This is a genomic window from Chryseobacterium sp. WLY505 (genome assembly GCF_030846215.1).
Classification (GTDB): domain Bacteria; phylum Bacteroidota; class Bacteroidia; order Flavobacteriales; family Weeksellaceae; genus Chryseobacterium.
In genome coordinates this window covers 1-22,174 of record NZ_JAVCWI010000011.1, presented here as the reverse complement: position 1 = coordinate 22,174, position 22,174 = coordinate 1, and the positions used below count along the sequence as shown (strand labels likewise).

Here is a 22,174-nt window from a genome sequence, read left to right as displayed (position 1 = left end):
CGGACACAATCCGAGAAATGCAGAAATAAAAACTAAAAAAACAATATTAAACATAATTTATTTCAATAATACGAGGATAAAAAACCAACACAAACAACTGAATACCAATTAAAAAAATCATAACACCACATAATTATTCATATTTTTGGGAAAAACAAAATGTATGAAAAAAGCTACTTATCAGGATAGAGAAAAGGCAGTTGATATTCTATGTCAGGCTTTTATTGATATTCTTATCCCAAACTCTATAAACTTTGGTGTGAAGAATTTTGTATTAAATTTTAAAACAAATTTACAGTCATGTTTGTTTTTGGGATTCATATAAGCACAATTATTTATGTTTTAATATTTCTGATTCTTATAATTTTAGTTGCAACCAATTTACTAATTCGGCTTAATCAGAAAGATAAACCATATTATATTAGATTTCTTCTGTTGTTAATAGCAGGCCTAATTTATAATATTGTTGAAGAATTATTTCCGGATAAAAATTCTCCACTTGATTTAATTACACAGTATATTATTCTTATACATCAGGATTGGCATCTGCGATTTATTTTGTCTCTTATTTAATAAAAGAATATGAAGTTAGATTTGTTAGAAGAGTTGATCTATTTATGTTAGGAGCAATTATTCTCTTCATTTTTATTTGTTCTTTTATTATTCCACTTACACTCACTAAATCAATAAATATTTCTAGATATATTTTCTTATCAATCATTTTAGTCATATTATTAGTAAACACTATATCAATTATAAAAAATCAATATTTAAAATTTAAATCAAACAAAGAATTTTTTTTAAAAGTTCACTCAATTAATGGTGCTATTGGATTTTTAAGTATTGTATTATTTGTATTTACAATTCTTGCTTCATCAGGAAATCAATTTATAGTTCAAACTTTTTATACCTTGGGATTCTTTATTGTTTCCATAGATTATTTCCTATACCCTCTTCGTAAAAAGGAAATTAAAAAGAGTATACCATTTGAAAAGCTTTCAGTAAGAGAAGCTGAGGTTTTAATGATTCTTTTAGAGAACCCGAACTTGAAATATGCAGAGCTAAGTCAAAGATTAAATATCTCAGAGAAAACATTATCGACTCATTTATCAAATATTTACAAGAAAACCGAAATAAAAGGTAAAAAAGAAATACATGAAATGAGTAATGTATATAAAGATTCTTAAAAAAACTAAGACATTCAAAATCAAAACCTTAACAACCCTTATTTCATACCCTTAGTAATTTAAGTAAAAGTTTAAGGGTAAAAAATTAAAGTTTTAATTACTCTTCATTTTATGTTTGCTGAAGAAAACACAAGTGATGTTTTTTGTTAATGTGCACAACAAAAAATAAAAGCTGATCAGCAAAACCCATGTCAGGGATTGTATGGCAAAATTAAATATCAAATTTTTAAAAATTACAAACATGAAAAAATTAATTGGAATGAAGAGAGATTTTTCTTCTTTGGAAAACAAAAAGTTAGCAAATACAAAAAGTATTATTGGAGGAGGAGCAACAAATGAAAAAACAACTTCTGAGTCTGGTCCTAACGGTCAGCCAGGTAATACCGGTGACACTATCATCTGTGTTGATGGAAAGAAAGTAGCTACCCTAACTGTTGATTAAACATGCCAGGAGGGGAAATACCCCTCCTTTTCTCTAAAAAAACGCAATAAAAATTTCAATAATGAATAGAAAAATAAAATTCATACTACTTATTGTGCTATTCTTATTTTCCTGTAAAAGCAAAAAACTAAATTATATTGATTATTATAACAAAGTGTATGCTATTGACAGTATACTTAGAGTAAATAAAGATACTCTGGCTACCATCAAACAATATAAAAAATTATTTAAAAAATATCCGCCATCACAAAATGAAAGAATAGAAGAATATGAAAATTATATTAAATATTCTGAACGATACAATAAAAACTTTGGAGGACATAAAAGCTTAGATAAACTGATAGGACAGGTAGCACCTTACTGGAAATACAAAAGAGAAGATACAGCTTTTTTTAAGCTTTATAAAAAATATGGAATTGATAGTATAGCTGTAGAACAGAAGGTTAACCAATGGAAAAAAGGCCTAAATAAAACATTAGTTGATTCTTTCAGTATTGCATTTGAAAGGGACCAATACAATGGACGAACTGGACCAATGGTCGAAATCAATGATAGAAAAAATGCTGATCTTCTCTCATGGACATTTAAAAATTATGGTTTCCCGTCCAAGCAAAAAATAGGATTGACAGGCAACAATAGCATATTTATGCCCATGATTGCCCTTCTCAATCATATGGCAGGGTCACAGAATTATGAGTATTTTAAGGTTAGATTGCTTGAATATGTAAAATCTGGGGAATGTACCCCCAGAGAATATATAGATATGGTAGATAAGCATCAATATATTAACCATCATGAAACTATTTATGGGATATTCATTCATTATTCCGCATCTCATTTTAGTGCATCAGATTCAGCACGAATAAACAAAAACCGAAGAGCAATTGGATTTCCAAGCCTAAAGCAATCTTCAAAAATCACCAAAGATTTTCAAAAGAAAATGAAACAATAACATCCCTGCCATTTTTAATCTAAACTGATCTACAAATATTTTCTACAAAAAACACTTATGATACTTATAATCTCTCAAAAAAATGAAACAGCTACTTTAGAAGTCATCAAGCATTTAATCCTCATGAAAAAAAAGTTTATTAGAGTTCATGAAGATGAAATATTTGATATAAAAACTATAAAAAAAAGAATTTTGATTGAAAGTAATCGTAATAGTTTCTTTATTGATGAAATTGAAAGTGTTTGGTATAGGAGAGGCGGATTAAAGTTCAATCGCCTGAAATACAACAATCATTCAATCCTTCTTAATATGAACGAAACTCAATATTGGCTTGAAGATTATGTACAAAAAACATTGGAATCTAAAAGACATGTCAATAAGCAAAGCACTTCAGCTGTTAATAAACTTATTGTACTAGATAAGGCTAAGGAAATAGGGTTTGATGTGCCTGAATATTATTTGGCAGAAAATACGAATCAAGTTGAGATTAATAAGACAATTTTAAAGACAATTACGGGAAATGTAACCTTAGATGAAATAAAAAAAGACTTCAGTGGATTTATGTATACAACCACCGTTGAAGAACATGAAAATGATGATTTTTTTATCACTTTTTTTCAAGTGAAAATTGAAAAAGACTTTGAGATTAGAACTTTTTATTTCAATGGTAATTGTTGGTCAATGGCCATTTTTTCGCAAAATGATGAGGAAACTAAAATTGACTTCAGAAAATATAACAAAAAGAATCCCAATAGAAATTCACCTTATATGTTACCAAGACATATTGAGGAGAAAATCAATTTATTAATGAAAATATTAGACATTAATTGTGGCTCCTTGGATTTTATAAAGAAGGGAGAAAAATATTATTTTCTGGAAATTAATCCGATTGGTCAATTTTCAAGTTTATCCAATATCTGTAACTATTCCTTAGAACAAAAATTAGCAGAATATTTATGAAAAGATTATACAAAGAAAAAAATAAATTACCATTAACCTTCAAGTATATTGATATTTTTAGGACTAAAAACACAAGTAAATTGAATAGTGGTTCTTTATACTATTTGAATTCCGACAAATGTCAAACATCATATTACCCAAGAGAAAGACCAATGAAATCAATAAGTCGGTTGTTATGAAAAATTTTACTTTTATATTCTATCCATTTATTATAATGTTTATTTCATTTTTAAATGCACAAAACTTCAGCTTTATATATGAACTCAGTTATAAACCCAATTCCGATAATTTAAAATATGAAAATTTTATTTTCTATCTGGATATTAAAGACAAAAGTTCTGTATTTCGGTCTTATCAATTTCGGCTTTCTGATTCACTAAGAGCTAAAAAAGGTATTGGAAACGGATTTGATATGGAATATAATAATAAACAGCTGTATGTGTATAAGAAAAACAATAATCGCGAGATTTTTAAATACGTTTTTGTTCCTTTAATTCATAGCGTATATGCTATTCCTGTTAATGAGGACCTTCATTGGAAAATCACTAAAGAAAAAAAGAAAATAGCCAATTACAATTGTCAAAAGGCGGAAGTAGAATATGGAGGGAGAAAGTGGGATGCCTGGTTTACAAATGAAATCCCTTTACCACAAGGTCCATATGTTTTTTATGGATTGCCAGGACTGATTGTAAAAATCTCTGATGAAAAATTTGATTATGATTTTGAACTTATTCAAATAAAAGACTTTAAATGGAAAGAGCTTTATACAGATAAATTTCAAAAGCAAATTACCTGGGAAGACTTTCAAAAACTTCAAAAAAACTACTACACCGAACCATTATCTATGATCAAAAAATCCGATATAATAGCTTATGATGAAAACGGAAATATAATGAAAACTAATTTCAAAGAGATGAAAGAAAATATCCAGAAACGAACTCGAGAGAAAAATAATCCCATCGAACTAAACTACAAAGCTGAATATAAATAGCGATAAAAGATGCTCAAGGAAATGTTATTGATTTTAATATCAGACAAATGAATAAAAACGAACAAGAAAATATCAGAAAAGATAATAACCCTATAGAACTCAATCACAGAATCGAGTATAAATAGCTTAAAATCATAACTCATGAAGCATTTTAATTTATTCTCAAACATCCTTATCACCAAAGGAATCACCAGAATTCTGATTTCAGATCTACAGAGAAATGTATCCGAACTATATCCTCTGGAGTTGTATGAAATTATAGAAGAGCTGAAAAACAAGTCTGTTGAAGACCTGTTGAAAGATTATGATCAGGAATCCAAAGTAATTATTCAGGAATACGTCAATCTTCTTTTGGACAAAGAATACGGATTTGTTACTGAAAATGATTGGGACAGCAATTTTCCTCCTCTTTCTTTTGAACATCACGAGCCCAGCGCTATCACTAATCTCTTTATCGAAATGGAAGATATCGGGATTTTAAAGAAAATATATCCGTCAATAGAAAATCTTGGAGTTAAACATTTGGTTATTTATAGTCTTAAATCTTTACCCTTAAAAGATTGTATAGAAATTGATAACATTTTTAAAACCTCGGTGTTATCAGGAATAGAAATTTTCTCACCTTTTCATCAGGAAGTCGACCTGTCTTTCCTACAGGCTCTTCAAAAAAACACGGTCAGAATTTACAGCCTCATTTTTTACAATAGTCCGAAGCCTTCTTTCAAAACTAAAGATGAATATAGATTCTCACTGAATTTTCTGAAAGATGATCTGAAAATATCTGCGTGTGGAAAAGTGGAACTGAAATACTTCAATACCAATATCTCTAAAGTAATAGAAGCTGTTAACCACAATTCCTGCCTGTATAAAAAGGTAGGCATCGATAGAAAAGGTGACATTAAAAATTGTCCATTGATGAATGAAAGTTTTGGGAACGTTGATAAAAAGAGCCTTGAAGAAGCTATCAATCAACCTGATTTCAAAAAATACTGGAACCTTACCAAAGACCAAATTGAAATATGCAAAGACTGTGAGTTCCGTTATGTCTGCACAGACTGCAGGGCATACACTGAAAACATGTTAAAAAACAAAGAAGGCCTGAATATATCAAAACCCCTGAAATGCGGCTATAATCCTTATACAGGCGTTTGGGATGACTGGTCAAAAAATCCTTTAAAGCAAGAAATTTTTAATTCCCTGGTATTCAGATAATTTTTTTCATAAACCTTGTTATAATTGAAAACCGCTTTTAAATCTGATTTAAAAGCGGTTTGTTATTTTATCGTATTGATTAAATTTTATTTAAAAAACTTCCATTTCGGGATAATGGCAAGCATTCCGAATCCTGTAAACAGGAAAAGATTGGTAACATCCGTATACAGAAATGTAGACAGATAATAATTATGCATAAAAAAGTGCAGCACCAATAACGCCGGAAACATAAATATTCCTACTTTTCTATAGAAGAACATCAATACCAGCCCTATCATCATCAGTACATCAATAGAAAAAATCACATAGAAGTACCATCTCGGAATCTGAAGGTATTCATGCTGCAGATATTCATCCACATCGATACCAAGCCCCATTATAGTAAACAACATCAAGGCTGCAAATGCCAGTATAAATCCCCATCCTTTCTTCGGGTCTTCGTCAAAATAGCTGTATTCTTCCATACCTACAAAAATAAAGAACTTATGAGAGATTTCATAAGTTCTTTTATAATTATTCGTTTAAAATTTGACTTACACAGAGATTGCGTTGATCAGTCTGTTTTTGTCACTTAAGAATTCCTCCATAGAGATCATACTTTCAGTTCTCATTACATCCTGAATGTCGTCGATCTGGTAAATAATTCTTTTAGCATCATCAGTATTCTTAGCTCTTACTTTACAGAAAATATTATATTTTCCGGAAATAACGCTAGCCTCGATTACGTTAGGAATAGTTGACAATTCTTTCAATACTTCCTGAGTACGGTTTGATTTTGTCAAAAGGATACCTATGAAAGCTGTAAAGTGATAATCCAGCTTACCATAATCGATGTTAAGAGATGATCCCAAAATAATACCTGCATCTTCCATCTTTTTCACTCTTACGTGAATTGTTCCAGCAGAAACATCCATCTGCTTTGCAATTTCAGTAAAAGGCATTCTTGTGTTTTCTACTAAGAAATCAAGAATCTTCTTGTCTATTTCGTCCAGTTGATAGTTCATATTAGTTAAATTACAATTTCTTTAAAAAATCTATGTATTTTTTGCAAATTTACAAAAAATAATTTAACTAAAAAATATATATCAAATATTAACAATAATTAACACAGATGATAAAAATCATTAAAATATTCTAATTATTTACCATTCGATTTTATAGAATCTGTTTTTATTTCACCTTTTGCGTCTGAAGTTTTTTTGTCTTTTTTCTTCTTTTTAAACAAAGAATTGAAGCTTTTACTCCACACTACCCCTCCTCCATAGGCTTGATTAGCAGAACCGTTTGTACTCACCATTCCGATGTTTGTAGGCTTGGAATAAGCACGTATCACCAGTGAACCATCATTCTTTTTCGATAAATCGTATTCTACTGATCCTTCCGTGGAAAGGTAATTGTTTTGGGCACCATCTGTTTTTGATAACGGAATACCCAAACCTGTTTTGATATTAACTCTTGGGGAAAGCGCTACACTTACTCCCGCATTGGCTCTGTCTCCATAATTTGAGTTCTGATCTCCTTTCACATAATTAAGGTCAATCTGAAATTCGTTACTCATCGTATTAAGAACAGATCCCAACTGCTTCAGAAGTATATTATATCCTGAGGATTCCGCTACATTTCCTACATTTACATCGAACCCACCTGTATTGGATACGTTAAAGGTACTCAATAGCAATACAGATCCGAACTGGAGAACCTTCTCTCCTTCCTGGCTCATTTTTGCAGCAAGGGTTTCTCTTACCTGGCTGGATACATCCATTGCAGTCACATTAAGATCAATCTGAGGGTCTACCAACGACTGGGTGATATGGGCCTGCAGCAGAATACTGATAGGCTGTAGTTTTCCCATGCTAAGGTACTCTCCTGCATTGGAAACCATTCTTATATAATTGGCATTAATATCCAACATAGGTTTCATAGCATCCCCATCCCATCTGATACTACTGTTTCTTTCAATCTGGAATGTTTTATTAAGAATAGCCTTAGAAACAAATGTTCCGTTATCAACTTTATAGGTACCGCTCATCGCAATATTCCCCTGTCTGTTCATGTGAAACCTCAACGGATCAGCAGATCCTTTTACTGTGATATTTCCCACATCATCTCCTACCAGTACATTTACGGTGGTCCCTTTATCTACCGCGAGATTGAAGTCAATATTCATATTGGCTCCTGTTTTCTTCTTTTCTTCCAGTGTGATCAGACCATCTTTTCCTTCTTTAAGGAACCTCAGCATTTTAAATTCTTCCACATTGGAAGTAGAACTGGAATTAAATGTAAAGGTACTTCCGTTGAGTGCCTTCATATTAGGAGTCGTTATACTTAATCCTGAAACTGGTCCGTCTACATACAAATCTCCTTGTCCATATACTCTTCCCCAGAACAGGTCAAAATCTTTCTGTGTGGTATTCAGCATTAATAGATTATCAGCTCTCATTACGAGAGATACCCCCATGGAAGAAAGGGTTTCAAACTGAATCGCCCCGGAGATATTTCCTTTGGAATTGGTTCTTCCGTCGTGTACTTCAATATTGTTGAGGATCGCAAGTCCTTTAGTTAACTGAATCACGGTATCATCAAATGCATAATCTACCCCGGTAAATAAAAGCTTTAATCCAAAATCTTTTAAAGCAATATCACCACTATAATCAAGGTTATTAAGCTTTCCATTGATTTTAAGATCTCCTGTCGCTTTTCCACGAAGGTTTCCGAAAATAGTCTGCACAAACTGCTGCGTAAACGACAAGTCAAAATCACGCATTTCTGCTGTAAGGTCAATAATCGGCGAAGAAGTATTATTATTAACCGTTCCCGTCAGATTAAGACTATTATTTCCAAGTACTCCGGCAGAATGAACTTTTACATCAATATCATATACATTCAGTGAGAATCCATTGGTGGCAGAAATAGAGATATCTCCCATATCATTACCATTCATCTTAATATCATCAATATTAAGATCTACCAGTGGCTGAAGGGTACTTTTATCCATTTTGATCTTAACACTTCCATTGGCAAGACCTTTAATATCCATGGTATTTCCTCCTGACTGCATTTCCAGCAGCTTTTCTACAGCAAAATCGTTGATGTCTGCATCTACATAAAAATCTTTCGCAGACTTAAACTGGGCTTCCTTAATAAACAAAGCACTTTTATCGGAATAAACTCTCAGATTTCGGATATCGAAATCTCCTGTTTTCTTTCTATAGGTAATGGAGTGATTCAGTTCAGGACTTGTATCTATCGCCCAGGTAACTTCATTGAATTTCACCTCGGTAGGTTCAAACCTGAATACATAATCGCCGGCTGCATCAGTAGACTGATCTACGTTGATGGCATATTCCTTCAGCTTTTCATTAATCTCGTCATCAGGACTTCCATGCTTAAATACAGTGGCTAAATGAAGGGTATTTCCGTTTTCATTATTTCCTTTAAGCTCAAAATCTTTGATCACATTTTTATTATAAATGACTCGGTTGATCTTAGCGTACAATTGCTGGTTAAGGTCACCTGTATTAATTCTAATTTTAACACTATCCACCATCGCACTATCTCTGCTGAGATTCTTACGGTCATTAATTTTATAATCAGGGTTTGAAGATGCCAGCGCCTGGTCAGCGTCTGTAATCTCTTCCTCCTTAGTCATAATATATTTTAAAGAGGCTGCATCAAGATTCAAAATCAGGTTGTTTGAGTTTCCATCATATTCCCCTTCTACAAGAGCTCCCTGTGGCAACCTCAATTCGGGTAAGAAATAATTGATTAATCCCTGCTGAACATCAAACTTCAGTGCAAAATTCTGTCCGCGGTATAATTTTCTTGGCGGCGGACCCACTAATATCTTCCCCACTCCATTTTCTACCATTCCTGCAAGATCCGCAAGACTGTATTTTCCTGAAATCTTACCTGTAGCTGCTCCCGGAGCATCTACATCAATAACACGACCGCCTGCTTCAATAAACGTTTTTAATTTGGCATTCGGAATATTATATTTTTGAGTAGCTGAAGCAAAGTGAAGGTTATTAGCATTTACATCTAAAGTAAGATCGTTGATAGAAGACATCGCCATTTTCCCTTCAACCTGACCACTTACCACCTGAGTACCGGGTTTATTGGTAAAATAATTCATATTCAGGTAAGTGACATCCGCATTCACATCCATAGCGATCCTCGAAGTACTGAAATCTATCAATCCTTTGACTGTAGCTTTAGCCTGTTCATCATTAACAGTGATGAGTCCGTTATATTTTTTATGATCCAATAAACCATCCAGATACAGATTATTGATCGTTTTATCCATAATTTCAATACTTGCAATCTGAGATTTTGTAGTCAGACGCATGGTATTGACATCAAAACTTTGTCCGTTAAGATCAAATTTACCGGAAATTAAACCGACTGCTTTATTCTTTGTAATGACTGAAGTATTGAGATCTTTTACATCAAGATAACCTGAATATTTTGGCATTGCAGTACTGTAGCCCGTCAAAGTAAGTTTGGAAATCTTCGCCTGCCCGATTCCTGTCATTAAGTTACCATTATCCACATAGATCTGATCCGGATTCACTTTTGCAGTTCCATTGTATTTAAGCTTTCCGAAATCATCAGCAAAATTCTTCATCTTTTTGGAGATGAATGAAGGCATCATTGCTTTTAAATCCTTGTAGGTAAAATCTGTGGAAAGGTCTTTGGTTTCAATAGCAAAATGACCTTTCAACAGATTGTCAACCTTCATCGTTTTGGTAGCAATATTAACATCAGGGTTTCTGATCAGAAAATTTTCAAGATGGAATTTATTCAAAGGACCGGTCATAACCCCGGAAAGATTGAAGGGCTTGATATTATCCCAGTTGGTTACAAAATAACTGATATCATACCCGCTTAGCTGGCTTCCCTGCTGGATATTCATATCCCAACGTACCTTGTCTGCAAAATCTGCCCAGGATCCGTCATGAAGATTAAATTTAATATCTCCCTGAAGTAAGGTATGATCTGTGTTCAGGGTAAGGTCTTTTAATGACAAAAACTGCTTCGTTAAAGACAGTTCTGTTGAAAAAGTATCTACAAAATGAGATTTCCCCCATCTTGAAGTTACAAATGACATATTATTGATTAACGCCGAAACATTCGGACCATTGACTTTTACGTTCGGTGCTTTTAAATTGAATTTTGTGGCTGTCAGCCATTTCCCTTGTTCTCCCGGAGAGTTTTCATTAATAATGGAAACTTTAGAATCAATGATCTGAATTCTGGAATTCAATTGAAAAGGGGGTTTCTTAGGATCTCTTTTCTTCCCGTTGTCAAAGAGTTCTACAAATCTGACAAAATTGGATATACTGTCCCCTTTATAAGTAATCACCTTTACATCAGCATTCACAAGAGCCAGAGAGTTAAAGCTTAAAGAATTGCTGCTGCCTGAAATGGCATTTACCGCAAGAGATATCCAGTCCGAATCGGCACGAAATTCACGCGCCGTAATAAAATTAAATCCTTTATAATCTTTTACTTTTAACCCTTTTATCGTAACATCACCGAAGTAATTGACATCTACACTTTCTGTAGAAAAATCGGATTTAAAATCATTGTTAACAAGCTTGAGTGCCTGATCAGCTGCCCATTTTTTCGTTACCGGAAGATTGATGGCAATAAGGACTCCACCTACAAGGAAAATCCCCAGCCAAAAGAGAATCAAGAGAAGTTTTGCCCACCATGTGTAGCTGGTAACATCTTTTACCGCTTGTTTTCCGAATTCCTCAGCGGTTTCCACAGGATGGTGTATAGCATCCGAAGCAAGCTCTGATGCTTCCTTCACCGTTTCCCGTACTTTTCCCTCTACATTTTCAACAGTTTTCTGTACCTGATCCCCTAGGTTTTCAGCTACTGATTTTTTATTCTCATTCTCGTTATTATTCTCTAACTTTGCCATTATTATGAGCGACTCTATAATTTTAGGTATTGAATCGTCCTGTGACGACACCTCAGCAGCTATCATCAAGGGAAATTCTATTCTTTCAAACATTGCCGCGAACCAGGCCATCCACAAAGAATATGGCGGCGTTGTCCCTGAATTGGCTTCACGAGCCCATCAGCAAAATATTATCCCCGTTGTTGAAAAATCTTTTTCTAAAGCAAATATACAACAAAATGCTATCTCTGCTATAGGATTTACTCGCGGACCGGGACTTTTAGGATCTCTTCTTGTAGGAACATCATTTGCTAAGTCTTTGGCTATGAGCCTGAATGTACCTTTAATTGAAGTAAACCACCTTCAAGCCCACATTCTGGCCCATTTCATCGAAGATGCAAATCCTGTGCCGCCTACCTTTCCTTTTTTATGCCTTACCGTAAGCGGTGGACATACTATGATTGTACTGGTAAAAGACTATTTTGACATGGAAATCATCGGGAAAACCATTGATGATGCAGCGGGAGAAGCTTTTGATAAAATCGGAAAGATTTTTGACCTTGATTACCCTGCAGGACCTATCATCGACAGATTGGCCAAAGAAGGAAATCCTGATGCTTTTAAATTCAACAAACCGAAGCTGGAAAACTACGATTATTCTTTCAGTGGTATTAAAACTTCAGTGTTGTATTTCATTCAGAAAGAAGTCAGAAAAAACCCGGATTTCATCAAGGAAAATCTTAATGACCTTTGTGCTTCTGTACAGAAATCTATTATTGAAATCCTGATGAATAAGCTTGAAAAAGCAGCCAAAGATCTCAATGTAAATCAGGTGGCGATTGCAGGTGGTGTATCTGCCAATTCTGCGCTTAGAAAAGCAATGGAAGACAATAAAGAAAGACTTGGTTGGGATATCTATATTCCTAAATTCGAATATACAACAGACAATGCAGCCATGATTGCCATGGTGGCAAAACTGAAGTTTGAACGTGGAGAATTTACCGATCTGAGAACTTCCGCAACCGCAAAATACGACTTATGAAAATACTCTTAGAAGAAAAAATACTGGGGACACAGTCTAAAAAGAATTCAAAATATTACTGGGTATTAGAAACGATCACAGGAAGACAGGAGGGATCAGAAACTTTTTCAGAGTTTAACGGAGGAAGTTCTGAGACAGGATATATTCAGGATATCAAAGAGGAAGTTTTACAATTAATTAATTCTGAACATCTTTTTAGTTTTCCTTATACACCAAAAGAAGGAGATTATTTATCTATCAAAAATAATTTGAGAAAACAGGAATACTTAAATCTGATTTTCATTAATAATGTATGGATAGAAGAAATATACATGTGTTCTTACAGGGAGTGTGATACGGATATATACACCACCATCAAAACAGGAGTGGCATTTATAAACCAGGATATATGAAACTATTCTACGGAGATATCAACGGAAATAAAGTTACGATCAACGATGAAGAGCAGCAGCATATCGTAAAAGTTCTTCGCATGCGAGATGGAGAAGATATTCATGTGACGGATGGAAATGGGAAACTGGCTTCGGGAAAACTTGTTATAGAAGGCAAGAAAGCCGGCATTGATGTTTCTGAGATCAAAGAAAATCTACCGGAATTCAATCCGAAACTTCATATTGCCATTGCTCCTACCAAAAATATTGACAGAATCGAATTCTTTGTGGAAAAAGCTGTGGAAATGGGTATCTCAGAAATAAGCATTATTCTTACTGAGAAAACGGAGCGTAAAAACATCAACATCGATAAAATCAGGAAACAAGCGATCGCAGCATCCAAGCAAAGTCTGAGATTTCATTTTCCGGTGATCAATGATGCTGTAAAGCTAGGTGATTTTCTAAAAAATATTGATCCGGAACATACTTTTGTAGCCCATTGCCATGAGAATCTGGAAAGAATTGATCTTAAAGATATTCCTCAACTGCAGCATCTTACATTTTTAATAGGCCCTGAAGGTGATTTTTCCGAAAAGGAGATTGCATTTCTGGCAGAAAATAAGATAAGAGCTGTATCTCTGGGAAATCAAAGACTCAGAACAGAAACGGCTGGCGTTTTTGTTGCAGCCTGGAATTATTATAATATGATATAGACTAAAAAAGAGAAGGTTTCAGACCTTCTCTTTTTTATTTTTGACTCATTATTTCCAGTCAATATTGTTCTCTTTCAGGTATTTTTCAAAAATCTGCTGTCCGCTTCTTATTGAATTCACTGCCCAAAGGATTTGCATCCTTAAAAGTTTTTCTTCATTCAGTTTATAATCAATACCAGACTTTATCAGCTTTTGTTTCAATTCATACATGCAGATTGAAGCTGCGACAGAAACGTTAAAGCTTCTGGTAAAGCCATACATCGGAATGGCAAGGGTTTCATCCGCAAAATCTAAAATCTCCTGGGAAACGCCCTCCATTTCAGTTCCGAAAACCAGAGCAATGGGTTCTGTTATTTCGTATTCAGGTAACATTTTAGCATTCTTTTCCAGCGAAACAACCACTATTTTATATCCCCGGTCTTTAATATTCTGGAAGGATTCCATATTCCGGGGAAGTTTTTCCACTTCAACCCAGGTATCTGCTCCTTTTGTTACACGAAGATTGGGTTCAAAACTATATTCTTCCTGCAAAGCCACTACTTTATGGAAACCACAGGCTTCCACAGACCGTACAATGGCTGCTGCATTTCTAAACTGATAGATATCTTCCACTACGGGAAGGACAAAGTCTGAACTTTCCTGAGAAAAATGTTCAATTTTCTCAAGTCTTTCTTCGGTTAAAAACTGTTTTAAATATTCAAAGGTTTGCGTTAAATCTTTCATCCGCATTTAGTTATTTTTTCAATAGTCCTATGAAACATCTGTCATTTTCATGTTATTTTTATAAAATTTCATGATAAGCGTTTCATTCATTTTCAAATCTTTGCAAATTAACGTAATTTTGGCCTATGAACCCTAATCGGGCTCCAATTCTTAATAAATTAATACATGAAGCGAAAAGTCCTGCTCATCTATACCGGTGGAACCATCGGAATGGAAAAAGATTACGAAACCGGAAGTCTCCGTGCCTTTGATTTTGGAAATATATTTGAAAAAATGCCTGAAATGAGGCTTATGGAATGCGAAGTCTTTGTTCATCCTTTTGCCAAACCACTGGATTCTTCGGATATGGGACCTGAGGAATGGAGAGTTATTGCTAATTATATTCAAAAAAATTACGATGACTACGACGGTTTTCTGATTCTTCACGGAACAGATACTATGTCTTATACAGCTTCAGCACTAAGTTTCATGCTAAAAGGATTAAGAAAACCTGTAATTATGACAGGTTCTCAGCTTCCGATTGGTGATCTGAGAACAGACGCCAAAGAAAACCTTCTGACCAGCCTTTATTACGCCAGTCTTTATGAAAATGATGAAGCAGTCATTCAGGAGGTTGCCATTTATTTTGAATACAAATTATTAAGAGGAAACAGAACGTTGAAATATTCTGCTGAGTATTTTGATGCCTATTCAAGCCCGAATTACCCTATTCTTGGACAGTCCGGAGTTCATTTGAATATTATTAAAGATAACCTGTTCCGTTGTGATCCGGAGGTTGAGTTTCACGTGGATGAACATATTTCTGAAGATATTTTATTCTGGAGAATTTTTCCGGGAATGCATTTGAGCCACTTCAGAGAAATCCCTAAAATGAAGGTTCTCATTCTTCAGGTTTTCGGTTCAGGAACTATTTTCAGCAGTGCAAAAACTCAGGAAACGCTTCAGGAAATCAGAGATAATGGAACTGAAATTGTGGTGGTAAGCCAGTGTATTTCAGGAGGTATCTCATTCGGAAAGTATGAAAACAGTAATATTTTCTCCAGAATCGGAGCGATCAGCGGAAGAGATATGACAGCGGAAACAGCGATCACCAAAGCCATGCACTTAATTGATAATCCAAGTTACTCCGGAAGCTTTGCTGATAATTTCACCAGAAGCCTTTGTGGAGAAATTACAGATTAATTTGTAAGAATTATTTGGATATTCCAGAAAATACACTATTTTTGCAATCTCAAAAAGAAAGGTGTCCGAGTGGTTGAAGGAGCTACCCTGGAAAGGTAGTATACGGGTAACTGTATCGAGGGTTCGAATCCCTTCCTTTCTGCAAGAAACCAAAGCCTGTGCTAATGATTAGCACAGGCTTTTTTGTGATTAATATTTTGATACCTTTTCTCATAGGTATTTATACTCAGTTTAATAATTGGTAATTTATACTCTACTTCAGGTGCTTTGTTCTTCGTTACTTTGAAATACAATCTAATCACCTAAAAAACAAATCAATATGACATCAACAAGTGTAAATGCAAATTCTTCAGGTCAGTTAGTACTTGGAAACGGAGCACAATTCTGGGTGTATCTTTCCCCACAAAACGATACCTCTAAGATGATTTCAACATGGCGTGTAACTTTTTCACAGGGAGACTGGAGCGACTTCATCTCAAGTGAAAACCCTACCAAACAGATTCAGACTCCTAATCTTTCAGGAATCTTTGAAATCAAAGTAGAATTATTAAGTGGTTCTACAGGTACATGGCGCCAGATTCCGCCTCAGGCCGGAAGTCATAATGAAATAGGCTGTAACTCCAACTGTGCTTCTATGGTAGGAATTGTTGCGGACAGTACCAATCCTCCTATCGGAGCTATTAACGCCCATTTCTGGACGACATGGGATGCGATGTGCGGAGTAAGACAGAACTAACAGGTAATCAACCAGTCCATAAAACCAAGTTGCCACAGTATGTAGATATTGTGGCAATTTATTATGGCAAAATAACCTTTTTCATTAAATTCGCTTACTCAAACAGGATATTTCAATATGCATAAACTCCGAACAGTATTTTCACTGCTGCTATTTTCAGCTTTTTTTCTTTCCTCACAATTAGCAAAAGCAAGTGCTTACTGGATGGAAATTCATGGATCAGGAAAATTAAAAGATCCTGTAAAGGTTCAGGTTTTTTATGGTTTTATTGATGATCTTAGCCAGCGTCACCGGACTACGGGACCAGAATTTCATGAGATTAAAAATTTCCAATTTTTTATTCTGAATACCAAAGGAGAAAAAGCAAGACTTGAATTACAAATGAAAGGAGATCACTGGGAGGGAATTTTCATTCCTGAGAAAGAAGGAACTTACCGGATTGTGGGAATGAACGACCAGCTGCCTGTTCTTTTGCGTTCTAAAAATCCTTACGAAAATGTACGCCCTATTGATTTTATGTGTGGTGCTTATCAGATTGGAAAACCTTCGGAAGTGGTGTCACCCGCTCAGTTTATGGATATTATTCTTCAGGAAAAAGATGGGTTGTACACTATTCTTCCCTACAGAAATATGAAACCTGTTGAAAAAGGAACTGCAATCAGGATCTTTAACCCCGAAAACTGGGAAAAGAATCTTTCTGTTGATGAAAATCACCGGGCTGTTTTTAAACCGACACTTCCCGGACTGTATGTAATCCGACAAGACTGGAATGATAATACTCCTGGAAATTTTCAGGGAAACTCCTATGGAAAAATTCGTTACCGGAATAATTACTGCCTCTGGATCAACTGATCGTATCTTTATCATAAAAAAATAAAAAGCCCAAACTGATGTCCGGGCTTTTTACAATGATAATCATTATTTAAAACTTTAAAGAAACGCTTCCTAGAAAACGTGCCGGAGCCTGTGGCGTCAAACGTACAGACCATGTTTTTTCATTCGTTATATTATCGAATTTCAGTCCTACCCTATATTTAGGCTGATCATAGAAAATTCCCAGATCAAACATTTTATAAGATGGAATAATAACTTTTGCTGTTTGCGTATTGGTTTGATAGGAAGATGATCCCATATTTCCACCACCACCTATTCCAAGGCCTTTTAATGTACCTTCGGAGATACGGTAGCTGACCCAGAAATTAAACATATTGGCAGGCCCGGATAACGCAGGCCTTAAACCGTCAACAGAAGGATTGGCATTGGTATACTTACTGTCGTTATAAGCATATCCAGCTACAATATTGAATCCATAAAACGGATTGGCTGTAATTTCAGCTTCTATTCCTTTGCTGAGCTGTGTTCCATCCTGTATGGAATAGTTTACATCATCGGGGTTCGTTCTTAAGATATTATCCACACGGATGTTATAATAGCTTAATGTTCCTACCAACCTGTGATTGAAAATATCGGCCTTCACCCCAAACTCCAACTGATTGGCATATTCCGGTCTGAATGTATTTCCATTGATATCTACACCGCTTACATTATTAAAACCGTTCATATAATTTCCAAACAAGGAAACTTTATTTTTCAGTATTTCATATACAATTCCCATCTTAGGTGAAAAAGCAGTCTGCCCATAAGGTCCTGATTGAGTTCCGCTATTGCTTAAGCCTCCTTTAATTTCACCTGTGGTAATATCATATACTCCATTAAACTGAAAACGATCTACCCTTAAACTGGCCATTACCATAAGCTGATCGGTGATATTGAATACATCCGATACATAGGCAGCATAAGTATTATCACTATTGTTTTCTTTTCTGAAGGCAGAGGTTGCAGTAAGTGCATCAATGATATTCTGATTAACTCTGAAGTCTGCCGAAGGGTGAACAAAGTTGAATACTTTGGTATTGGTATGGTAACGGTCGAAATGATTAGAATTGTTATAATAATCCAGCCCTACTACCATTCTGTTTCTGAAACGTCCGATACGAAAGTCTCCGATAAAATTCTGCTGGATATTGGTCGCTATAAATGAAGTTGTCCCTACCATAACCTGAGCACTTGCCGTGGAGTCTGTTTTTCCATTTATCGCAGAGATATATCCATTAATTGTTGACCTTGCACGGGATAAAATGGTTTGAGAAGTCCAGTTTTCCGAAACTTTATAATTCAGTTGGGCAAAGATATTCATCATCTGAGTTTCATATGCCAGATCATCACCTAAGAATTTTTTATAATAAGGAAACTTCATATCCGCAATAGACTGAGTTTTATTGCTTCCTGTATAAGGATTAAAGCGAACTACAGATGTTCCTTTTGCCTGATTAAATTCCACATCAAGAAGAAGCGACATACGATCATTAATCTGATATGAAAAACTCGGTGCAATGGCTAAAGAATTGGTAAACCCAAGATCCTGAAAACTCTTTTCAAAAGTTCCAGCTGCATTAAGACGGAAAAGCGCTGTTCTGTCTTTGTTCACAGGAGTATTCACGTCTACAGTCAATCGGTTATAACTCCAGCTTCCTCCCACGTAGCCTACTTCACCACCGAATTTATTATAAGGTTTTTTCGTCACTCTGTTGTAGACTCCGCCATAACTGCTGGCTACACTTTTCCCGAATAATGTAGCTGACGGCCCTTTAATAGCTTCTATACGTTCAAGATTTACAGGATCAATCACTGAGAAAGCCGCTCCTGCTACTCCATTTCTGGCATTAGGCTCAGTTTCGAATCCTCTTGAACGGAAGGTTACTCTTCCCTGATTAGCAATCATAGGAACGCCTGCTCCCGGTACATTTTTGGAAATACTTCCAAGATCCACAGCTACCTGTTCCTGGAAAAGTTCTTTTGTAACCGTATTATACACTTGAGGATTTTCTAAGTTTTTTAAAGGTAATCTTGCTACAAATCCACTTTCTTTCTTAGAAAATCTGTTGGTATTTTTCATGATAACCACTTCCTGTATTGCCTGAATATTTTCTTTGGTAAGCTGATAATCAAGTGTTGTATTTTCACCTGTTTTAACTTCAACAGGAAGACGAACTTCTTTACTACCCAGAATTTGTAGTTTGATGGTATAGGAACCGGCATTAAGGTTTTCAAAATGATAATTTCCTTCATCATCCGTTAAAGTCTGACGATTGCTTTCCAGCAATGAAACAGATATTGCTCTCAGAGGCTGTCCGTCTACCATAGTCACTTTTCCCGTTATTTCTCCATGCAAATCCTGAGCGTACAAAGTGGTTAAACTCAATAATGAGAAGAAAAGAATCAGCAGTTGTTTAAACCACCGGATGTTGTGATGGATTGATGTGTTATTCCATCTTGCCGTTCCAGAATGGTTCATATGCCCTGATAAGAGCATACATTCATTTGATTGTGTCATTTTTTCAGCCTTATTTAAAATAATTATAAATAAAGGTGCAAAATAAAGGATTCGAGAACTCTCCCACAATATTAATTTAAACTATTCTAAATAAATTTTAATCCATTTCATGCCAGTTCTGATCATTGAAATCGTAAAAAGATAGTATATATACAGCTATACAAACGATTAGCTTTTACATCCTTTTACTCACTATCCACTTTTCCACAAGTTATCCACATTTTATTAACATATTTATTTTCCTTTAAAAACAGTATTCCTAAATCTATCCTAAATCGGGCCTTTACTTTGTCTTGTTTTTAAACAGTATTACAAGATTTTGAATAAACATTCTATGAACAAAGCCTCTAATTTTGCTATTACAAAGTATTCTCTCTGCGTATCAAAAGTATTCTTATCCGTCTCATGGTTTCGCAGTTATTTAACATTAACAGTAAAACAGTTATCCACACTATTGAGCATGAAGAAATTTTTTGCAGGATTATTTTTATTGGGATGTATAGGAACATCGATCAAAGCACAGATCAGTCCACCTGGACTGGGAGATGCCAACAATGCATTCTGGGGAGCCTTCGGAGTGAAGCGACAACTTGACTCTTTGGGTAAAAAACAGGCTTTGAGCTATGTGGCCATCGGGAGAAAAAGCAGTACTGATAACCATAATTTATTTTCGAAGCAAGCGATCATTGTTTTAAATCATGAAGTTTATCATTCCTTTGCTCCACACCAGCAGTATAGTTATGCATTAAGTTACCGACGTCAGCCACAGTACGAAAGTACAGCTCCTTATGATAAGGAAAATACAGAACAGGAATTCAGAATTTACGGAAGATATGCCTATACTTTTGATCTTGGCAGGAAATGGAAACTTAAAAGTACCGTCCGTCAGGAATTCAGGAAGTTTTTTGATGCAGACTTTCATCAAGTAGAGGAAGATTTTCAGTTGAGAACACGCATCAAGAGTCAGCTAACCTATAATTTATCTCCAAAAAACAATCAGAAACTGGCTTTGAGTGCAGAAGCTTTGTTTTCTATAAGCTATCTCAATGAACCGGATTCTGAATGGAGTGCATTCGGTTATCGCGAAATGCGTATTGCGGCGTATTATATGTTTACGATTCCCAATTCTCCTTTTACTGTAGATATAGGATATATGGATGACCTCATCCGAGACAGCAGAAGTATTCATCATGGAGGTGTTCATTATCTGGCTGCCGATCTGGTATGGAACATTCCTTATAAAAAAAACAAGTAATACACGTAAGCAAGTATTCATACAATTGCCATACAAAATCCCGATCATTACTAACCGGGATTTTTGGTTGAAAACATAAGTTTTCCGCAATATAATTAAGTATGAATGTTTGGTGTAAAATTTTAGTTGCACAAAGTCAGAAACTGACGGCTCAACTGCACATTGAATTTGGCTTCCGCTCTTGAGCGTGCATAAATAGTTTGTTTAAAAGCGTGTACAGTTTTTAATTTCTGGTCTATAAACTCTGCAATCTGAACAACAGAAAAAAGAAAGTCTCTGTATACCGCCATATTAACGGTCTGTCCATAATAAGGAAGATAAGCTTTTAAAAAAGGAATGGCTTTCTGATGACGGTTGTAGCTGATACAATACCCTACCCCTTCCATTGAAGTAATAATGCTGTAGTTATTAATATAATCCTGAATATTTTTACTACCGTCCAGAGCATGGGCATTTTTTGAACAAAATTTATTGATCTTATCCAGAATATGCTGGGCATACTCCATCATGGAAATATTTTTAAATTCAAATACCTGATTCATTCCGTTGGATGGGGAAATTCCGTTTTCACTATCAATACAGAAAGATATCCCGATTTTTTCATGATAGGGGAAAAAGCAGTCTTTCACTTCAATGGAAGCATCGGGCTTTAGCATATCATCTGCAAAGTTATAATACACATACGGACGGTAAAGCTCCGCAAGAGCGTTCAGATAATCTGTTTCGCTGGTATTATGATATTCTTCAAACCATTTTTCAAGGTTATCGTAATAATTACTTTCAAAGTCGTTAAAGTTTAAGTAAAATGGCAATTCCATAGCTCTGTAATTTTGATATGACAAAGCTATATCCGTAATGCGACAAAACTTGACGCAATATATTTTTTGTGAAAAAAGATTTGGAAGGTGTTAAGTCAATGGTTAATTTTTGCTTCGCAAAGTCAATCGTCAATCATTATTAACGCTAAGGTTCGCTAGGTTTATTACTATATAAAATTTATCAGTTCGCAAAGGCACTTCGTTCAGCAAAGACCTCATTGTATACATTGCTGAGTGAAACGCCTCTGCGATCTAAAAAAATTAGACATCATAAAAAACTTTGCGAAC

19 protein-coding genes and 1 tRNA gene are annotated in these 22,174 nt (G+C 34.9%); 14 read left to right on the top strand and 6 right to left on the bottom strand.

All coding sequences use genetic code 11. The features are described from left to right. Positions 1-539 precede the first annotated feature (539 nt). The 6 genes from RAH34_RS18515 (at position 540) to gwsS (ending at position 5,744) form a co-directional block, all read left to right on the top strand. A complete protein-coding gene (locus RAH34_RS18515; protein WP_306597108.1) occupies positions 540-1,187 on the top strand; it encodes a helix-turn-helix transcriptional regulator in 648 nt (215 codons plus the stop codon). Positions 1,188-1,428: 241 nt separating this feature from the next. After that, entirely contained in the window at positions 1,429-1,629 is a 201-nt protein-coding gene (locus RAH34_RS18510) for a hypothetical protein (RefSeq protein ID WP_306597107.1), read from the top strand. 61 nt (positions 1,630-1,690) lie between these two features. Further along, a complete protein-coding gene (locus tag RAH34_RS18505; RefSeq protein WP_306597106.1) occupies positions 1,691-2,581 on the top strand; it encodes a hypothetical protein in 891 nt (296 codons plus the stop codon). 57 nt (positions 2,582-2,638) lie between these two features. After that, complete coding sequence (gene gwsG / locus RAH34_RS18500; protein ID WP_306597105.1) at positions 2,639-3,541, top strand: grasp-with-spasm system ATP-grasp peptide maturase; 903 nt, start codon at positions 2,639-2,641, stop codon at positions 3,539-3,541. 175 nt (positions 3,542-3,716) lie between these two features. Beyond that, a complete protein-coding gene (locus RAH34_RS18495; protein WP_306597104.1) occupies positions 3,717-4,532 on the top strand; it encodes a GLPGLI family protein in 816 nt (271 codons plus the stop codon). 141 nt (positions 4,533-4,673) lie between these two features. Further along, positions 4,674-5,744 (top strand): grasp-with-spasm system SPASM domain peptide maturase, encoded by a 1,071-nt coding sequence (gene gwsS, locus RAH34_RS18490; RefSeq protein ID WP_306597103.1) that lies wholly within the window; start codon positions 4,674-4,676, stop codon positions 5,742-5,744. An 86-nt stretch (positions 5,745-5,830) separates the two neighbouring features. Here the strand turns inward: gwsS and RAH34_RS18485 are convergent, their stop codons facing one another. The 3 genes from RAH34_RS18485 to RAH34_RS18475 form a co-directional block, all read right to left on the bottom strand. After that, a complete protein-coding gene (locus RAH34_RS18485; protein ID WP_062675432.1) occupies positions 5,831-6,208 on the bottom strand; it encodes a hypothetical protein in 378 nt (125 codons plus the stop codon). Positions 6,209-6,277: 69 nt separating this feature from the next. Next, positions 6,278-6,748, bottom strand: a complete 471-nt coding sequence (locus RAH34_RS18480; protein ID WP_002984446.1) for an Lrp/AsnC family transcriptional regulator — start codon at positions 6,746-6,748, stop codon at positions 6,278-6,280. 134 nt (positions 6,749-6,882) lie between these two features. After that, positions 6,883-11,673, bottom strand: coding sequence for a translocation/assembly module TamB (locus RAH34_RS18475; RefSeq protein WP_306597102.1), 4,791 nt, complete (start codon positions 11,671-11,673; stop codon positions 6,883-6,885). 4 nt (positions 11,674-11,677) lie between these two features. Between RAH34_RS18475 and tsaD the strand changes: the two genes are divergently transcribed. From tsaD to RAH34_RS18460, 3 genes are read left to right on the top strand one after another with little or no spacing between them, the layout of a single operon-like run. Then, positions 11,678-12,694, top strand: coding sequence for a tRNA (adenosine(37)-N6)-threonylcarbamoyltransferase complex transferase subunit TsaD (tsaD, locus tag RAH34_RS18470; RefSeq protein ID WP_105702627.1), 1,017 nt, complete (start codon positions 11,678-11,680; stop codon positions 12,692-12,694). Continuing rightward, positions 12,691-13,086 (top strand): hypothetical protein, encoded by a 396-nt coding sequence (locus tag RAH34_RS18465; RefSeq protein WP_114820741.1) that lies wholly within the window; start codon positions 12,691-12,693, stop codon positions 13,084-13,086. The genes tsaD and RAH34_RS18465 overlap by 4 nt, the downstream gene beginning before the upstream one ends. After that, positions 13,083-13,778, top strand: coding sequence for a 16S rRNA (uracil(1498)-N(3))-methyltransferase (locus RAH34_RS18460; protein ID WP_114820740.1), 696 nt, complete (start codon positions 13,083-13,085; stop codon positions 13,776-13,778). The genes RAH34_RS18465 and RAH34_RS18460 overlap by 4 nt, the downstream gene beginning before the upstream one ends. Before the next feature lie 48 nt (positions 13,779-13,826). On the opposite strand, the gene RAH34_RS18455 is transcribed toward RAH34_RS18460, so the two are convergent. Beyond that, on the bottom strand, positions 13,827-14,507 hold the full coding sequence (locus RAH34_RS18455; protein ID WP_373427994.1) for a TrmH family RNA methyltransferase: 681 nt from the start codon (positions 14,505-14,507) through the stop codon (positions 13,827-13,829). Positions 14,508-14,666: 159 nt separating this feature from the next. Between RAH34_RS18455 and RAH34_RS18450 the strand changes: the two genes are divergently transcribed. The 4 genes from RAH34_RS18450 to RAH34_RS18435 all read left to right on the top strand — a co-directional run bounded on the left by RAH34_RS18450 (position 14,667) and on the right by RAH34_RS18435 (position 17,271). Further along, positions 14,667-15,683 (top strand): asparaginase, encoded by a 1,017-nt coding sequence (locus tag RAH34_RS18450; protein WP_306597100.1) that lies wholly within the window; start codon positions 14,667-14,669, stop codon positions 15,681-15,683. Between the two features lie 55 nt (positions 15,684-15,738). Further along, positions 15,739-15,825, top strand: a tRNA-Ser gene (locus RAH34_RS18445). A gap of 177 nt (positions 15,826-16,002) precedes the next feature. Continuing rightward, positions 16,003-16,419 carry a hypothetical protein gene (locus tag RAH34_RS18440; protein WP_034696971.1) on the top strand — a complete coding sequence of 139 codons (417 nt, stop codon included), beginning with the start codon at positions 16,003-16,005 and terminating at the stop codon, positions 16,417-16,419. 117 nt (positions 16,420-16,536) lie between these two features. Beyond that, positions 16,537-17,271 carry a hypothetical protein gene (locus RAH34_RS18435; protein ID WP_306597099.1) on the top strand — a complete coding sequence of 245 codons (735 nt, stop codon included), beginning with the start codon at positions 16,537-16,539 and terminating at the stop codon, positions 17,269-17,271. A gap of 70 nt (positions 17,272-17,341) precedes the next feature. On the opposite strand, the gene RAH34_RS18430 is transcribed toward RAH34_RS18435, so the two are convergent. Further along, the gene (locus tag RAH34_RS18430; RefSeq protein ID WP_306597098.1) at positions 17,342-19,813 is read right to left on the bottom strand and encodes a TonB-dependent receptor; all 2,472 of its coding nucleotides are present in this window, start codon (positions 19,811-19,813) and stop codon (positions 17,342-17,344) included. A gap of 460 nt (positions 19,814-20,273) precedes the next feature. On the opposite strand from RAH34_RS18430, the gene RAH34_RS18425 reads away from it, so the two are divergent. Continuing rightward, positions 20,274-21,068 carry a DUF2490 domain-containing protein gene (locus RAH34_RS18425; RefSeq protein ID WP_306597097.1) on the top strand — a complete coding sequence of 265 codons (795 nt, stop codon included), beginning with the start codon at positions 20,274-20,276 and terminating at the stop codon, positions 21,066-21,068. Positions 21,069-21,190: 122 nt separating this feature from the next. Here the strand turns inward: RAH34_RS18425 and RAH34_RS18420 are convergent, their stop codons facing one another. Continuing rightward, complete coding sequence (locus RAH34_RS18420) at positions 21,191-21,886, bottom strand: hypothetical protein (RefSeq protein ID WP_306597096.1); 696 nt, start codon at positions 21,884-21,886, stop codon at positions 21,191-21,193. Positions 21,887-22,174: the final 288 nt, after the last annotated feature.

Coding starts and splice junctions, on each gene's coding strand:
- RAH34_RS18510 (WP_306597107.1), top strand. CDS start 1,429: ATGAAAAAATTAATTGGAATGAAGAGAGATTTTTCTTCTTTGGAAAAC.
- RAH34_RS18505 (WP_306597106.1), top strand. CDS start 1,691: ATGAATAGAAAAATAAAATTCATACTACTTATTGTGCTATTCTTATTT.
- gwsG (WP_306597105.1), top strand. CDS start 2,639: ATGATACTTATAATCTCTCAAAAAAATGAAACAGCTACTTTAGAAGTC.
- RAH34_RS18495 (WP_306597104.1), top strand. CDS start 3,717: ATGAAAAATTTTACTTTTATATTCTATCCATTTATTATAATGTTTATT.
- gwsS (WP_306597103.1), top strand. CDS start 4,674: ATGAAGCATTTTAATTTATTCTCAAACATCCTTATCACCAAAGGAATC.
- RAH34_RS18485 (WP_062675432.1), bottom strand. CDS start 6,208: ATGGAAGAATACAGCTATTTTGACGAAGACCCGAAGAAAGGATGGGGA.
- RAH34_RS18480 (WP_002984446.1), bottom strand. CDS start 6,748: ATGAACTATCAACTGGACGAAATAGACAAGAAGATTCTTGATTTCTTA.
- RAH34_RS18475 (WP_306597102.1), bottom strand. CDS start 11,673: ATGGCAAAGTTAGAGAATAATAACGAGAATGAGAATAAAAAATCAGTA.
- tsaD (WP_105702627.1), top strand. CDS start 11,678: ATGAGCGACTCTATAATTTTAGGTATTGAATCGTCCTGTGACGACACC.
- RAH34_RS18465 (WP_114820741.1), top strand. CDS start 12,691: ATGAAAATACTCTTAGAAGAAAAAATACTGGGGACACAGTCTAAAAAG.
- RAH34_RS18460 (WP_114820740.1), top strand. CDS start 13,083: ATGAAACTATTCTACGGAGATATCAACGGAAATAAAGTTACGATCAAC.
- RAH34_RS18455 (WP_373427994.1), bottom strand. CDS start 14,507: ATGCGGATGAAAGATTTAACGCAAACCTTTGAATATTTAAAACAGTTT.
- RAH34_RS18450 (WP_306597100.1), top strand. CDS start 14,667: ATGAAGCGAAAAGTCCTGCTCATCTATACCGGTGGAACCATCGGAATG.
- RAH34_RS18440 (WP_034696971.1), top strand. CDS start 16,003: ATGACATCAACAAGTGTAAATGCAAATTCTTCAGGTCAGTTAGTACTT.
- RAH34_RS18435 (WP_306597099.1), top strand. CDS start 16,537: ATGCATAAACTCCGAACAGTATTTTCACTGCTGCTATTTTCAGCTTTT.
- RAH34_RS18430 (WP_306597098.1), bottom strand. CDS start 19,813: ATGACACAATCAAATGAATGTATGCTCTTATCAGGGCATATGAACCAT.
- RAH34_RS18425 (WP_306597097.1), top strand. CDS start 20,274: ATGAAGAAATTTTTTGCAGGATTATTTTTATTGGGATGTATAGGAACA.
- RAH34_RS18420 (WP_306597096.1), bottom strand. CDS start 21,886: ATGGAATTGCCATTTTACTTAAACTTTAACGACTTTGAAAGTAATTAT.